Raw genomic sequence first — 14,412 nt, 5'->3', positions numbered from 1 at the left:
ATAGCAATACTATAAACTTATAGGTTTACCGGAGTATATAAATAAATTTAGGTTTAGTTGACATCAAAATAGCGGGAAGTGAGTTAACTGAATACTTCCCCGCCTATTATGCCAATGCCAAAAAACACAGCACTAATTTAGTAAATCGGGTTCTTCGCGCACAATCCGGTCGTAAAGGGGCTGGAAACTGAACCACCCACTTACATGTGACCCTACTTGAGTTTGTGTTAAACGGGCTGTTTCGTGTTTGATAGTAGTAGGTCTACCCGCAGCTTCTGCCAACAGTTGGCCTTGGCACGATCGCTCCAAGCTAATGTACCAAAAGGCAGCTTCATCGACTGTATGTCCCACAGTTAAAATGCTATGGTTACGTAGGATTATGGCTTTCTTTGGCCCCAAGGTTTGCGCCAATCGCTGACCTTCAGAAGTTTCTAAAACAACACCTGTAAAATCGTCAAACAGGGCATGGTCTTCGTAAAAAGCACAAGAATCTTGAGTCAAAGGGTCAAGGAGACGCCCCAAACTAGACCAGGCTTTACCATAAAGTGAATGGGCGTGAGCCGCTGCGATAACGTCAGGTCGAGCTTCATGAATCTGAGAATGGATGGCGAAAGCAGCTTGGTTTACCTCAGCATCGCCTTTAACGACTTCACCTTCCTTGTTAACCAAGATTAGGTCAGAAACTCGGATATGACCGAAGTATGCCCCGAATGGATTGACCCAAAAATGGTCTGTAAACTCAGGATCGCGAGCCGTAATATGGCCTGCAATTCCCTCACTGAAGCCAAACTTACCAAACAGGCGAAAGGCAGCGGCGAGACGTTGCTTGCGGTGCAGGCGTTCGTCTTCAACTCGCTCGAAAACTGGGGGTTTTGGTCTAATATAATTGGCCATGTTCTTTGTCCTCCTCTTCTTTACAGGGAGCGTTGGAATATCCAGAGCGAAAGGATTTGACGCTGTGAGATTCTGGGATGAACTGGTGACGCAAAATACAACCAGTATCATTACCCAAGATATGGATGGATACAGATGCGCTCTGGGATGTGGTTTTGACGGCGTGGATATCACCATCTGGGGGTAAGAGGCGGTAGATATCACCTGGTTGAAGCGATCGCACTACAGTTACTTGTAATTGTGCGTGTCCTTCGGTATCACCGGTATCTACACGGCGATAGACTGTTTCTTCTTGATTACCTTTGTATAAACCAATCAATCCCCAGGCTAAATGATCGTGGACAGGAGTCGTTGAACCTGGGGGAATTACCAAACTAAATACCGACAGAGAACGGTCTTTAGCGCGATAAAGCAGCCATTGACCAATACCGCCACCCATCTGGCTTTCGGGATTGACTTGGGCAAACTCTTCTGGTAGCCATTCCTGTTGAGCAAGGAGTTCTTGAAAATAGGGTTCTAGTTTAGCGATAGTTTGTAGGCGATCTTCAACAGTGTTAGCGCTAATTTCCCGCACTGTTGCGACAAAGGATCGTAGTTCCTGGCTCTCAATAAACCATTGGTCTTTTGGTAACGGTTCTAAAATAGTGTGGTTCGTCATCTATATTCCTCTGTTTAGGAGGCGACTAAGATTAATTACTAAGTCGTAATACTTCGGCTCCCTTCTCTACGAGAGGCTGCGCCAACGGCTTCTCCTAACGGAGACGCTGCGCGTTAGCGGAGCTTTCGCTTTAGCGATACGCTCAGGGCAGGACGCTCAGTACAAGTTCGTAATTAAGAATTCAATTACGATTTATTTTAATACCAGGATGAATTTTAAAGCCAAGTTGCTCAAGTTTTAGATGAGAAAGGGACTCCTTCAGAATGATAGTAAAAGGATATCGCTGAAAGACAGTAGCTTTTCCTTGTGACAATAGCAGCCTAGCATGGCTGATGCGTACTGGATATAACGGTTGTTTGTTGGCATCGAGAATGAATACTTTAGTCATACAATTTTGAATTTTGAATTTTGAATTTTAGATTGGGGACTGGGAATTGGGAGAATTCTCTTACTGAGTTAGGGAACAAGAAAATTATTCTCCTCTGCTCCTCGCCCCTCTGCTCCTACTTAGCGGTGGGACAAATAGTTGCAGCAACATCCACCCTTTTCGATAGAATCTTTTGCTCTAGCATCCAGTTAGCCGTCTTCTGGATTTTGGCAACATCATCAAAATTAGGTGTGACAAGTAGCTGTGGCCCTTGATTCTCAGTTACTCGCTTGGCTACGGCTGGGGAAATTTTGATGTCTTTAACTAGAAATTCGGCTGATTTTGCGGTATTTTGATTCAACCAATCATATTCCTTGCTTAAACCGTCCAAAGCAGCTTTCACCGCCTCTGGAGATTTAGCCGCAGCCTGATTACGCACAAGCATTACACTGTAGGTTGGTGCTGGATGGGTTGTAGTGATTCTCCTAGCACCATGCTCTAATTCGGCAACTGAGATATATGGTTCCCAAACTGCCCAAGCGTCTACAGTGCCTTGGTAGAGAGCAGGTGCAGCATCAGTTGGAGCTAAGAAAACGCGCTGAACTTTATCTTTAGAAATTTTCTCTTTTTCCAATACTTTTAATAACAGGTACTCACCTGCACCAGCCTGATTTACAGCAACTTTTTTACCTACAAGGTCAGCGGGCTTACGGATAGGAGAACCACTACGGACTACGATCGCACTCGCCAATGATTCCGGTCTGGGACGCTGGACAGCCCCAATGCAAAGCTCCTGACCGGCAGCAATAGCTGACAATCCAGGAATGTCTCCACACCCGCCGATATCGGCTTGATTCGCACTAATTGCTTGGAGTAAAGTAGCACATCGATCAAAAGGGCCAGCCCATTCAACTTTGATATTCTCGGCTGCAAGCTTCTTCTCTAACTCTCCTCTTTGACGTGCAATTGGTACTACACCTCCCTTTTGGTACCCCAGGCGAATCAAACTAGTTTTCTCTTGAGTCTGGTTACTGACATTTTTGGCAGTGGTATGACTATTTGCAGAGTTACTTTGAGCGCAGCTAGAAATCACCAAAACTAGCCAGGAACTATAAACCAATAAGGCACTAAAGGGCTTGGTTGAGCATTGTGGCAATAAAAATAACAATTTTTGGAAATGATTCAACAACTTTTTTATTACTCCTTTTATTAAAGAAAAGATAAGAATGAGAGTCTAGATGTCAACTCCAGCACTCTTGTCTTTACTGCTCATTTAGGAATCTCCAAGGAATAACTCATCCAATTCTGTGGGGTGTCTCGCAATCATTTGTAGTTGGATATTTCTATTGGGAAGCTCTTAGCTATGATATTAAGTTTCATAAGTACGGTAAGTCGGTAGGATAACCGTGCAATTAACTACAAGCAGAAACTATCACATACAAATTTAAAAAGCAATAGGCTAGCTGTTAGGTGAGGAGATTAAAGGAAAGTAAGTAGTGCGTTTCCTGCTTCCCAGACAAGAGTTGAGCGTCAAAAGAGCGTAATTGATTGTAAATACAGGGTTTTTTCTGATTGCGGATGCTCGAAGCGAAGTAATTTTACCTTAGTCAACTGTCACAACACCGGAAAGTATCGCTTTATAAACCTTGTGAACCTGGCGTTGCTGAAACTGCTGGTTAATTTGCCGATGCGTTTGGCGATCGCGTCTCAACAACAAAATCCCAGATGTTTCTCGATCTAGGCGATGCACAGATGCAAGCGCCATCCCATCCAGCAATAGATGACGTAATAGTTATATATAAGTGAAGTAAAAACATGAAACATAATACTTATAGTTAGCAATTAACTGTACTAAATAAAGACATTAAATGGCTCAATATTGTAGATAAATTTGCTCACCATAACCCACTTAATAATTTATAGATAGCGTACAAAAATTTCCCATTGACCTAAAAATTTAGTAAAAAAAGTGTCGGCTTTCCTAAATTTCAAAAGAAGTAGGAATGCAAGCCATGAAGCAGAAATCAAGCCATATTTAAGGTTTTGGGGATTCAATGAAATTAATAACTGGTTGACTTTCTGTGGAAATATTTGTAAATTTAACAAACAAACAGAAATGTACATTCATATAAAGAATGCTATGCAAATGATAAAAAATGATTTGTAAAAAGCTGAGACGACCTATTTACCTTAATACACAAGATGATGTGTTTGTACAGTACGTAAATCTTAGTATTTCAAACTTTTTTAAATCTGCTGATTGCTAGAAACATTCAGGCCAATTTCGCAATACACCAATAAAAAAATAAAAGTGATAAAAATAACTAGACGAGAAGCCCTGAAGCTAGGAGCGCTTACAGGTGGTTCTTTGCTGATTCCTATCGGCTTGCTATCTCGTGGACAAGCAGCTACTGCTGGTAGTCCTCAGCCTCCTCGTTTTAGGATCAAACTTCCCATACCGCCAGTACTTAAACCAGTGCGGAGCAATGCGACCACAGATTACTACCAGATCGTGATGAAAAAAGCTCAGGTCAATATCTTGCCTGGGCTAACAACGCAGATATGGGCGTATAACGGTATTTCTCCTGGCCCCACAATTAAGCAACGTCAAGGGCGACAATCAATTATTCGCTTTATCAATAATAGTGTCGATACACCAACATCAGTTCACTTGCATGGCATGGGATCGTTACCGCAGTACGATGGCTATGCTGAAGATTTGACACGACCGGGTTTCTACAAAGATTACGTCTATCCGAACAGACGAGCGGCTACGTTATGGTATCACGACCACGCCATTCATAATACTGCACGTAATATTTATATGGGTTTAGCAGGCATGTACCTTGTTCAAGATGACTTTGAGCTTGGACTACCCTTACCCAAAGGTAAATACGACGTACCACTGTTTATCCAAGATAAGCAGTTTACTAAGACTGGCAAGTTAGTCTTTAATACCCAAGGTGATATTAGTCAATATGGTGATGTTATTTTGGTCAATGGTGCGCCTTGGCCGCGCATGGAGGTGGATACTTGTAAGTACCGTTTCCGGATTTTGAATGGTTCGATTTCGCGCTCTTATAATCTTGCCCTGAGCAACGGCGATGATTTTATTATGATTGGCACTGATGCCGGATTAATGGGCGCACCAGTTAAAGTCAAAAATTTCCGGTTGGCGCCAGCAGAACGTTACGAATTTGTTATTGACTTTTCTAAATACCCAGTTGGCTCTCAAGTAGTGCTGCGAAATCTCGGACTTCCTAACAACACGAATTACGACGGTACGAATCAAATTATGCGCTTTGATGTTGTGCGGCGTGAACCAGATAATAGCTCTATTCCCTCCAGGTTACGTACAATCCAGCCTATTCCAGAATCTTCAGCAGTGCGAACCAGAGAATTTAAGTATGACCGCTCTAATAATCTGTGGACGATCAATGGCAAAACCTGGAATAACACCCGAATTGATGCTAATCCTAAATTAGGCGATGTTGAAATCTGGAAATTGTCTAACTCATCAGGTCGTGCGTTTCATCCTATCCACCTTCACCTAATTGATTGCCTAATGCTTGACCGTAATGGGAGACCACCTTTCCCTTACGAGCGTGGGTTGAAAGATGTCTTTTATGTTGGGGAAAATGAAACTATACGAGTAATTGGTAAGTTTGGCCCTAATACAGGTAAATATATGTCACACTGCCACAATGCGGTTCACGAAGACCACGATATGATGAATCAGTTTGAAGTGGGACGGGGCGGACGCTCACCTTTAGCAGTTGCAGCAAAGCCACTTCCAGCTCCACCTTTATAGGCATTAACGCTAAGGGTTGTTTAGAGAGAAAGCAGGGGGCAGAGGAAGCAGGGGGGCAAAAAAATTTGTATCAATTCTTTCGTGAAATGGTATAAGTACTTGCAACAAGTCTTTCTCCTTGTCCCCAAGTCCTTTTCGTTGAGCGTCAAAAGGGTGTAATTGCTTGTAAATGCAGGGTTTTTTCTAATTGCGGATGCTCGAAACGAAGTTCCTTAGCGTGCAGATGTAAGCGACTGGTAACTGCACAGCATCCATAAAGGCGATCGCCTAAAATAGTTATCCCAAGTCCTCGCGCATCAGCTGCATGAACCCTCAACTGATGAGTGCGTCCTGTTAGTGGTGTAAATTCTACGCGGGTGTAGTCTCCTTCTCTTGCCATTACCTGGAAGTGTGTCAAGCTGGGTTTACCGTGCTGCCAATCAACTTTTTGATAGGGGCGATTTTCAGGATCTCCCCACAATGGCAGTTCAATTTTACCTTGCTCAACTGTCAAAACACCGGAAAGTATGGCTTCATAAACCTTGTGAATCTGGCGTTGCTGAAACTGTTGGCTGAGTTGGCGATGGGTTTGGTTCGCGCGTGCCAACAACAAAATCCCAGAAGTTTCCCGATCTAAACGATGCACAGATATAAGCGCCATACCATCAGGTAACAAATGACGTAAGCGACTCAAGACACTATCTTGGCGATCGCGATAACGGCCAGGTACTGAAAGTAATCCAGCAGGTTTATTGACAGCAATCAGCCATTCATCTTCATAAATAATCGGTAAAGTGACCTCTCCCCAAATCTCTCCCCTATCAGGGGAGGGGCTTCTTACTCCCCCTTCCCTTGCAGGAAAGGGGGCTGGGGGGTTAGGTCTTAACCCTGAAAGCAAAAATCCCATCAATGGCTGACATCGCTCGGCACAGGCTCCATAAAATTTTCCCGGAATTTTATCCTGATTTACGGAAGACTCACCCCACCAAAATTCTGCCATTGCTAGGGGTTTGAGATTATGTGTTGCCGCATAATGAAGCAGCTTTGGGGCACAACAGTCTCCTGTGCCAGTGGGAGAACCTCCTGGCATCAATTCTTGCAATGATTGCGATCGCCCAGAAAAATTAGTCAGGCTGTAGCTAGCGTGCATTTGAGCTTGCAATTGACGGGAAAGCGCTTTGCGCCGTTGTTTCAGTTCGCTAATTCGCGCATCCGTTGCTGCAATTACCTGTTGTAGGGGCTGTAATACGGCATTTTGCTGGCGTTTAAGTTGTCGTCGCTCAATTCCCTGCTGACGACTCTCTTCGTCAAGTTGTTCAAGGGCAATCGTAAGCGCTTTGGGAGTGAGTGTATTGCAGATTTGCTGACGTTTTTCCTGTCGTTGATGTTTGCAATGGCGATGGCGATCGCTCATTGCTTGTAACTGCTGCTCAAAGTCATTATACAGGATTTCATACTGCTGGCGTTCGGTTAGTTGCTTCAAGGTAATAATTTCTTGCTTAATCGCGTTCAACTCAGCCAAAGTACGGCTTTCCTCAAAAGCAACCTCGTCTCGTCCAGGAATTGGCGGCACCCAGCCCTCAACCACACTGCAACTATTCAAAAGACCAGAAAAAGCTTTTAGTACCCGTTGTTCGCCATTAGGCAGTTCAACCAATAGTATTCCATACATCTTCCCTTCACGAGAATAACAGTCATTCTTGGTAAGATATTGCATTAGTCCGTGGGCGATCGCTTCGGACATTGAGGTGCGGGGTAATTTTAGGCGATTGCCACTTTGCGGACAACGCCCTTCGTACCAATAGCTACAAGATGAGCCAGCGATCGCAAAATCGCAGTTGATGAAATATGAAAGTTCGTGCAGAACTACCATAAAAGGTATGATTGCAAATCTAGCCGATCCTTCTAATATATATAGCGTTTATGTAAGAAGTCTATTAGACTTTGGCGTTTTGGGGAAAAAGGTAAGGGGTAAAGGGTAAAGGTATGGAATTTTTCCCCTTTAACCTTTAACCTTTCCCCAACATCTTGGTATTTGTTACTTTTGTAAGAAGTCTATTGTGTTGAGTGCTTTTGGCAATTTGGCATCCAAAATTTTTCTGTTGCAGTTTTAATTTATATATCAACAGGGTTACAGGGACATTGAGAAAATTCTACAAGGGATTAATTCCCATCTCAAAATCCCACCCAATGGCCAGTTGTTGACGTTTACGCTCTCCCAACCACCTTAAGGTGGATGCAGCACAAGCGTCACCGCTTCACCACAACTGGCTAGAAATCAAACAGAAAATATATAGTACGAATGCACTGACATAGATATAAGTCGGTGATGGCAGTGTTTGAGTCTGTAGTTGTCTGAGTTTATCTCAAGCTAAGTTTTGCGGACAGTAGCCCAATCCACGGATAAAACTTTGTCGGAATGTTTCAATCTCATTAGGCTGCGGTCTACCATGAGAAACTACTGCTACCTTATAGCGTTGCATAACATTAAGTGCTGATTCTCCATCTGCCAAACTGCTCAGAACATTACTAATGAATTCGGGTGGTGAGTAAATAATTCCCACTTCGCTCAAGAAAGCTTTTATATCTTTATCTTTTTGTTCCGGTACAAAAGATTTAATTTTGACGTTGATTATCCAACCATGAAATTGATTAATTACAGTAATAAATTCCACAGAAAAGTCCTTCCTACTAAAATATTCCACAACCCGCAGTGTCAGACTAGCATTGGCCAGATAGTATAGGTATTGCATAATTTATAGAGCAGAATTGAGACTTTCAAAAAATAATCTATAAATCTAAAGATTTAATGAGGATTGTAATTTTTTACAGAAAAAATAATTAGATAAATTTCTCATAATCAAAGTAAAGGGAAATACTACTTTGTCTATTAAGGTTTGCAAATAAATATGTCAGATTGCAAAATCTAAATTAACTTGTTGTGTTGTTTGTAACAATATATTAAAATTATACAAAAGTTTGACCACGCAGAGGGTGTGTCCTGCGATCGCGAAGGTGTCATAAGCATCTTCTTTTGATACAACTTATGAAAATTTTGTTGGTAGAGGATGACGTATTACTGAGTAAAGCACTCTTCGAGTTGTTGAGTGCAAATCGTTATACTATCGACATCGCCAGCAATGGACAAGCGGGATTAGAACTAGCGCTATCGACTGAATATGAGTTGATTTTGCTGGACTGGCTAATTCCGAAACTGGATGGAATTACCTTGTGTCGGCAACTGCGATCGCAAGGCTACTGTAAATCTATTCTGTTGTTAACCGGGAAAAATTCTAATGCAGATATTGTGGCGGGGTTAGATGCCGGAGCAGATGATTACGTCATCAAACCCTTCGACCCAGAAGCATTACTAGCCAGAATTCGCTCTTTATTACGACGCAATGGGGCGATCTCATCATCCACGTTAACCTGGGGAAATCTCTGTTTAGATCCAAGTGCCGGCAGAGTAACCTGTAATGAGCAGGAAATTCTCCTCACAGCCACAGAATACAAACTGCTGGAGTTGTTTTTGCAAAACCCAGACCGGATCTTTAGTCGTGCAGTTATTCTAGATCGGCTTTGGGGATTTGGGGATGCACCGACTGAAAATGCAGTTACAACTCATATTAAAGACTTGCGCAAGAAACTGAAAACAGCAGGTATAGCAGAAGAACTTCTAGAAACGGTATATGGCATGGGCTATCGGATCAAGCCTGCACCTAATCGCTCCATGTCTGTTGGGGAAAAGCATCAAGATGGCAAGAAGAAACCCAACTCCAAAGATATGACTTCTGTAAATCGGGTGCTGGAGCGATTTCGTAATTCCTTTGTTGGACAGGTTGCAGTTCTGGAGCAAGCAAAAACTGCACTCTTGGCAGGAAATTTAAATGAAGATTTACAGCAGAGTGCATTGCGTGAAGCCCATAAGCTAGCAGGTTCAATGGGGTCGTTCGGTTATCCAGAGGGTTCTCGGCTCGGACGGAAAATAGAACATTTGCTGCTTGAAGATTCCTCTCTATCTCCAGAGCAAATCTCTAATTTCTCGCAACTGGTAACAGCATTACAGCAAGAGTTAACTAAGCCTGCTGTCACTTCCACTGCTCCAAGCGTTCCGATGAAGCAAACTCATCGGCTGTTAGTAATCGATGGTGATACTCTGTTGACGGAGCAGTTGCAGGCAGAAGCCGATTCATGGGGATTCAGGATAAAGGTAGCACCAAATTTAGCAACCGCCCGATCGCTTTTTTCCTTAAAAGCTCCTGACGCTGTTTTACTGGATTTGAGTTTTCCAACAACAGAGGAAGACGGATTAATATTATTGAGCGAGATAGTAGAGCGATCGCCAAATATCCCAGTAATTGTTTTTACCGGACGAGATACCCTAGCAGATCGACTGAAAGTATCGCGTTTAGGAGCTAGACAATTTTTGCATAAACCGGCGACAACCGAGGAAATTTTTCAGGCGATCGCTCGTGTCTTACCTCAACCTCAAACTTCCGAAGCCAAAGTTTTAATTGTAGACGATGACCCTGTAATACTGGCTGGATTATCGGCGTTGTTAACTCCTTGGGGGCTGGAAGTAATCACCCTCTCCCAATCACAACAATTTTGGAAGGTACTGATTGCAACATCTCCTGATTTGGTGGTGCTAGATTTAGAAATGCCGATAGTGAACGGATTAGAGTTGTGCAAAGTCGTGCGTCAGGATGCGCAGTGGGGAGATTTACCGATTTTAGTAGTTACAGCCCATACCGAAGCAGAATTTCTTCAGCAAGCTTTTGCTGCCGGAGCCGATGATTTTATCAGTAAGCCAGTGCTAGGGCCAGAACTTGTGACACGGGTACTGAGCCGCATTCAAAGAACGCGTTGGCGCTCTCAGGCAGGGAGAAGTAAAGCATGATGAGAAATTATCAGCAATTATTAGCCTACAGTGTGGCTATTGGTTCAGCTGCGATCGCCCTGCTGCTGTCACTCTGGTTAGAACCGCTTATTTCCCGAACCATTGGTGCTTTTTTCTATATAGCTATTATTGTAAGTACTTGGTATGGTGGCTTTCGACCAGGGATCGTTACACTTGTCCTTTCTACACTGGCAATTGATTATTTATTGATGCCTCCGCGATACCAATTCTGGATCGATCAACCAGAAAAATTATTGCGGCTAAGTATCTTTTTACTGGTTGCCTTGGTGATTAACCTAATCACTAGCAATCTTCAGTGCAGCAGACGGAAGATTCAACAACTCAACCAACAATTGTCTCAAGAAAATGCCGAGCAACTGCGGGTGGCTCTTGACGATCGCAAACAAGCACAAGAAACGCTGCAACAGCAATTTGAGCAACAGCGCTTAGTGATGGAGATGACCCAGCGTATCCGGCGATCGCTAAATTTACAAGATATCTTGCAAACTACTGTCGATGAAGTGCGGCAATTTCTGGAGTGCGATCGCGTCACTATCTTCCAATTTTATCCAGGTTGGGGTGGAACGATTGTGATTGAGTCTGTTGCACCGGAATGGATGGCTCTTTTACCACTCCAAATTCATGACCCTTGCATTGGTGAAGAGAACGTCGAACCTTTTAAACAAGGCTTAGTTACTGCAAAAACTGATATTTATACTGCTGGAATTAGTCCCTGTCACGTTGCATTTTTAGAAAGTCTCCAGGTGAGGGCAAATCTGGTCGTTCCCGTTTCTTTGGGAGATGAATTGTGGGGATTACTGGCAGCTCATCAATGTAGAGCGCCTCGTGAGTGGCAATCTTCAGAAATTTCTCTGTTGCGGCAGTTAGGAGCGCAGGTAAGCATTGCTATTCAGCAAGCAGATTTGTTCAAACAGTTACAGACAGAACTAACAGAGCGCAAACAGGCAGAAATTGACCTACAACAACTGAATACCGAACTTGAGCAACGGGTGCAAGAACGCACTGTACAACTGACAGAGACTAACGATCGCCTACAAAAAACAGTAATACAGCAGCAACAAATCCAACTCACACTTTTAGAACAGTCGCAAATGCTGGAACTTCAGGCTGTAATTACCCGAAATATGGGGGAAGGCATTTGCTTAGTGAGAATTGATAATGCAATCATTGTCTATGCCAATCCGAAATTTGAGCAGATGTTTGGCTATGACTCTGGTGAACTCAACGGTCAACACGTTTCGATTGTGAACTGTGTCACCAAATCGGTAACTACTCAAAATGTAAATCAAGCCAGTCTGTCTGCCATCTTACAAAATACTGAAGCCACCTACGAAGTCCAGAATCTTAAAAAAGATGGTACGCCATTTTGGTGTAGTGTGACGGCTTCTGTATTCAGGCATCCCGACTACGGCGACGTTCTGGTTGCGGTTCACCAAGATATCACTGAGCGCAAAGGCATCGAAGAAGCTTTACGCGAGAGCCAAGAAAAGTTTCGTCAGATGGCAGAAAACATCCAAGCAATATTTTGGATCAAAGATATTCGCAATCAACAAGTTCTATATGTGAGCAATGCTTATGAAACCATCTGGCAAAGAAGTTGTGAGGACTTGTATCATAACCATTCAAATTGGTTAGATGCAATTCACCCAGAAGATCGTCAGCGCGTCGAAATTGAATTCATTGAAAAGTTCAGAACAGGGCACTATGATAACAAATATCGCATTATTCGCGCTGATGGTTCAATCCGTTGGATTCGCGATCGCGCATTTCCGATCAAAAACGAACTAGGCGAGTTAGTTCGGATTGCTGGGATTGCCGAAGATATCACTGAATTAGAACAGATTAATTTGATCAAGAGTGAGTTTATTGGCATTGTGAGTCACGAACTCCGCACTCCCTTAACTGCAATTCGCGCAGCATTGGGTTTACTACAAACTGGTATCTACGACAAAAAACCAGACAAATTCAAGCGGATGATTGAGATTGCAGCCATCGACAGCGATCGCTTAGTGCGTCTTGTTAACGATATTCTCGATTTAGAACGCTTAGAATCGGATCGAGCTGTCTTAGAAAAAACCACCTGCAATGCGGCTGATTTAATTCAACAAGCAGTGGCCGTAGTGCAAGCGATCGCCAATCAGCAAAATATTACTTTTAAGATCCACTCTACCAATGCTCAAGTTTGGGCGGCTGCTGATGCTATTGTGCAAACACTCACCAATTTGTTAGGTAATGCGATTAAATTCTCACCTGCCGATTCTACTATTACTCTCAGTGTCCAACAGCAAACAGACCGCGTACTATTCCAAATAACGGATCGAGGACGAGGTATCCCCGCAGATAAGTTAGAAGCAATCTTTGGAAGATTTCAGCAAGTAGATGCCTCTGATTCTCGCACCAAAGGCGGCACAGGCTTGGGATTGGCAATCTGTCGTAGTATTATTGATCGGCATGGTGGGCAAATCTGGGCTGAAAGTACTCTTGGTGTTGGCAGCACGTTTTTCTTCACTCTACCATTGCCGGGAAATTAGGCAGAGGGGCAGAGGGGCAGGGGAGCAGGGGAGCAGGGGAGAATAACCAATGACAAATGACAAATGACAAATGACTAAAAAATTGTTAATTGTGGATGATGAAGAACGAATCCGCGAATTAGTACAAGCTTGTTTAGAAGACTTGGGAGGATGGGACACCCTGACTGCTGGATCGGGGTCAGAAGGACTAAAAATCGCCCAGACAGAACCTATTGACGCAATTCTACTTGATGTCTCTATGCCTGACATGGATGGCTTTGCAGTCTACGAAAAACTTCAGGCAAATTCCGCAACCCAAGGGATTCCAGTGATTCTGTTAACAGCGAAAGTCCAAGGGAGCGATCGCGCCCGTTTCGCCCAGATGGGAATTGCGGGGATTATCACCAAACCTTTTGAACCCACCTCTATCTGCAACGAAGTTAGTGAGATTCTGGGGTGGAACGATTAATAGTTAATTTTTGTAAAAAAATCTATATCTTTATTAGTTTTTTATTTTTGTAATTTATCTTTCTTGATTACAGATAAAAGATTTTTATCTGTAACTAAGAAAGGTATATGAAATAAAATGAACATGCTAGAGGAGGTAAATATAATCGGCAAAACGATATTGCTCATTGATGATGAACTACATGTCCGTGAGATAGTAAAATTTTGCCTCCAAGATTTAGCTGGTTGGAATGTGGTGACAGCAGATTCTCCATTAGAAGGATTGCATAATGCAGTACATCATACTCCTGATGCGATTGTATTAGATATCTCAATCCGCGATCTGGCTAGTTTTGAGTTTATGAATAAACTAAGAAATCATCCAGAAACTCAAGCTATTCCTGTAGTGTTGCTCAGTGCGAAAGCGCGATGGTTGGATTCGCAAATTTTGCGACAGTATCAAGTTGCAGGTGTAATTCTCAAACCCTTTAATCCAGTTACCCTCCCGGCTCAGGTTGCTCAATTGCTGGGTTGGGATTTTACTTGATTAAAAGATTAAACAAGAATGGGTAAAACATCCAATATATAACAGGATTTGCAATTACTTGGAGTACAAAAAATTCCTAGAGACGCATAACTACTAGCTGTGCGTCCCTAGCGTGTATCTCATGCAAATGAAAATTCCTATAAATTGCAGTCCGAATATCAAGGTTTAGCCTTTAGTTATTACCAATAATAGCAATCCTAAATCATTAGTAAGAAAGAAAATCGCTGAAACACTTATAGATACTTACTTTTTCACTATACATTTTCTCACGTTTCAAT

The 14,412-nt window shown here is 42.9% G+C and carries 11 protein-coding genes and 1 pseudogene; 5 read left to right on the top strand and 7 right to left on the bottom strand.

What is annotated here, in order from left to right; all coding sequences use genetic code 11:
• Positions 1-132: 132 nt before the first annotated feature.
• The 5 genes and pseudogenes from V7K53_RS06585 to V7K53_RS06565 all read right to left on the bottom strand — a co-directional run.
• Positions 133-894 carry a class II aldolase/adducin family protein gene (locus V7K53_RS06585; protein WP_335007183.1) on the bottom strand — a complete coding sequence of 254 codons (762 nt, stop codon included), beginning with the start codon at positions 892-894 and terminating at the stop codon, positions 133-135.
• The gene (locus V7K53_RS06580; RefSeq protein ID WP_335196805.1) at positions 878-1,552 is read right to left on the bottom strand and encodes a hypothetical protein; all 675 of its coding nucleotides are present in this window, start codon (positions 1,550-1,552) and stop codon (positions 878-880) included. The genes V7K53_RS06585 and V7K53_RS06580 overlap by 17 nt, the downstream gene beginning before the upstream one ends.
• A gap of 181 nt (positions 1,553-1,733) precedes the next feature.
• The gene (locus V7K53_RS06575; protein ID WP_322666382.1) at positions 1,734-1,940 is read right to left on the bottom strand and encodes an RRXRR domain-containing protein; all 207 of its coding nucleotides are present in this window, start codon (positions 1,938-1,940) and stop codon (positions 1,734-1,736) included.
• Between the two features lie 115 nt (positions 1,941-2,055).
• Positions 2,056-3,108 (bottom strand): aliphatic sulfonate ABC transporter substrate-binding protein, encoded by a 1,053-nt coding sequence (locus tag V7K53_RS06570; protein ID WP_335196804.1) that lies wholly within the window; start codon positions 3,106-3,108, stop codon positions 2,056-2,058.
• A gap of 417 nt (positions 3,109-3,525) precedes the next feature.
• Positions 3,526-3,708, bottom strand: a pseudogene (locus V7K53_RS06565) (pseudouridine synthase); the annotation flags it as partial.
• A 522-nt stretch (positions 3,709-4,230) separates the two neighbouring features.
• On the opposite strand from V7K53_RS06565, the gene V7K53_RS06560 reads away from it, so the two are divergent.
• Positions 4,231-5,730 (top strand): multicopper oxidase family protein, encoded by a 1,500-nt coding sequence (locus V7K53_RS06560; RefSeq protein ID WP_335196803.1) that lies wholly within the window; start codon positions 4,231-4,233, stop codon positions 5,728-5,730.
• A 145-nt stretch (positions 5,731-5,875) separates the two neighbouring features.
• Here V7K53_RS06560 and V7K53_RS06555 read toward each other — a convergent pair whose 3' ends face one another.
• The gene (locus V7K53_RS06555; protein ID WP_335196802.1) at positions 5,876-7,582 is read right to left on the bottom strand and encodes an RluA family pseudouridine synthase; all 1,707 of its coding nucleotides are present in this window, start codon (positions 7,580-7,582) and stop codon (positions 5,876-5,878) included.
• 493 nt (positions 7,583-8,075) lie between these two features.
• Positions 8,076-8,462, bottom strand: a complete 387-nt coding sequence (locus V7K53_RS06550; RefSeq protein ID WP_335196801.1) for a hypothetical protein — start codon at positions 8,460-8,462, stop codon at positions 8,076-8,078.
• Positions 8,463-8,755: 293 nt separating this feature from the next.
• Here V7K53_RS06550 and V7K53_RS06545 point away from each other — a divergent pair, with 293 nt between their 5' ends.
• From V7K53_RS06545 to V7K53_RS06530, 4 genes are all read left to right on the top strand, one after another.
• The gene (locus tag V7K53_RS06545) at positions 8,756-10,609 is read left to right on the top strand and encodes a response regulator (protein ID WP_335196800.1); all 1,854 of its coding nucleotides are present in this window, start codon (positions 8,756-8,758) and stop codon (positions 10,607-10,609) included.
• Positions 10,606-13,161, top strand: coding sequence for a PAS domain-containing protein (locus tag V7K53_RS06540; protein WP_335196799.1), 2,556 nt, complete (start codon positions 10,606-10,608; stop codon positions 13,159-13,161). The genes V7K53_RS06545 and V7K53_RS06540 overlap by 4 nt, the downstream gene beginning before the upstream one ends.
• A gap of 70 nt (positions 13,162-13,231) precedes the next feature.
• Positions 13,232-13,609, top strand: a complete 378-nt coding sequence (locus V7K53_RS06535; RefSeq protein WP_335196798.1) for a response regulator — start codon at positions 13,232-13,234, stop codon at positions 13,607-13,609.
• A 117-nt stretch (positions 13,610-13,726) separates the two neighbouring features.
• Positions 13,727-14,134, top strand: coding sequence for a response regulator (locus tag V7K53_RS06530; protein ID WP_335196797.1), 408 nt, complete (start codon positions 13,727-13,729; stop codon positions 14,132-14,134).
• Positions 14,135-14,412 lie beyond the last annotated feature (278 nt).

The sequence above is a fragment of the Nostoc sp. genome (assembly GCF_036917355.1).
Classification (GTDB): Bacteria; Cyanobacteriota; Cyanobacteriia; order Cyanobacteriales; family Nostocaceae; genus Nostoc.
This window is presented reverse-complemented; position numbering and strand designations above follow the sequence as displayed.

Bases quoted from the DNA above. Each gene is read 5' to 3' on its own strand.
- V7K53_RS06545 (WP_335196800.1), top strand. From the start codon at position 8,756: ATGAAAATTTTGTTGGTAGAGGATGACGTATTACTGAGTAAAGCACTC.
- V7K53_RS06585 (WP_335007183.1), bottom strand. From the start codon at position 894: ATGGCCAATTATATTAGACCAAAACCCCCAGTTTTCGAGCGAGTTGAA.
- V7K53_RS06550 (WP_335196801.1), bottom strand. From the start codon at position 8,462: ATGCAATACCTATACTATCTGGCCAATGCTAGTCTGACACTGCGGGTT.
- V7K53_RS06580 (WP_335196805.1), bottom strand. From the start codon at position 1,552: ATGACGAACCACACTATTTTAGAACCGTTACCAAAAGACCAATGGTTT.
- V7K53_RS06530 (WP_335196797.1), top strand. From the start codon at position 13,727: ATGAACATGCTAGAGGAGGTAAATATAATCGGCAAAACGATATTGCTC.
- V7K53_RS06540 (WP_335196799.1), top strand. From the start codon at position 10,606: ATGATGAGAAATTATCAGCAATTATTAGCCTACAGTGTGGCTATTGGT.
- V7K53_RS06555 (WP_335196802.1), bottom strand. From the start codon at position 7,582: ATGGTAGTTCTGCACGAACTTTCATATTTCATCAACTGCGATTTTGCG.
- V7K53_RS06575 (WP_322666382.1), bottom strand. From the start codon at position 1,940: ATGACTAAAGTATTCATTCTCGATGCCAACAAACAACCGTTATATCCA.
- V7K53_RS06535 (WP_335196798.1), top strand. From the start codon at position 13,232: ATGACTAAAAAATTGTTAATTGTGGATGATGAAGAACGAATCCGCGAA.